Source organism: Globicatella sp. HMSC072A10, from assembly GCF_001811625.1.
GTDB classification, from domain to species: domain Bacteria; phylum Bacillota; class Bacilli; order Lactobacillales; family Aerococcaceae; genus Globicatella; species Globicatella sanguinis.
Window position 1 is genome coordinate 1 of the sequence record NZ_KV805804.1, and the last position, 699, is coordinate 699.

The 699-nt window shown below is 36.5% G+C and carries 1 protein-coding gene; it reads right to left on the reverse strand.

Translation table 11 applies throughout. From position 1 onward, the window contains the following. Nucleotides 1–412 precede the first annotated feature (412 nt). On the reverse strand, nucleotides 413–699 hold a 287-nt coding region (locus tag HMPREF2811_RS09410; protein ID WP_141749309.1), incomplete at its 5' end, for an LPXTG cell wall anchor domain-containing protein.

Genomic DNA, 699 nt, shown 5'->3' on the forward strand with positions numbered 1-699 from the left:
ATTCCGTGACCCACACCATTTGACAAAGAGCCCATATTTTATACTATAGAACAACAAATGACCCCTAACTCATTAGATGTTACTCTAAAGGTTAGGGGTCATTTTATAACCAAAGATTACATTGTCATATTGAGCATGATCTGACAAGTTCATTTTACAATAATCCTATGTTGAACTAATAGATTATCTTAACTATTTCATTCAACATAGGTCTAATTTTGTAGTTGAGGCTGCGCATAAGCTTATAAATTTAGTTAAGGTTATTGTTCCTTAATTAATAGCGCAGTGGTTGAGTGGTCTCAAACTGGCGTCTTTCGACTTGTTTGAGGCCTACTCAAGGCAGGTAGACGAAGCGAAAATTATTCAATTTTCTACTTCTTGCCAACTCCCTAATCAATCAATTGACCCTATTTTAATGGTCTTCTTTTTTGGATTTTTTTGTAATAAGAGAAAATCCTGAAAGTAAAGACATTACGCCAATAGCCAATAATGATTTTGAACTCTCTTCACCTGTTTCAGGTAAGACTTTTGCTTTATTATAATGAATTTCAGTAAATCTTTTCTGTTCTTTCTCGCCTTGAGTCTCAGGATTTTTTGGATTTTCCCCGCCTGGATTTTCAGGGTCTTTCGGATCTTCCTCACCTGGGGTCTCAGGTTCTTCTGGTTCCTCTGGAGTTTCAGGGTCTTCTGGTTGTTCTG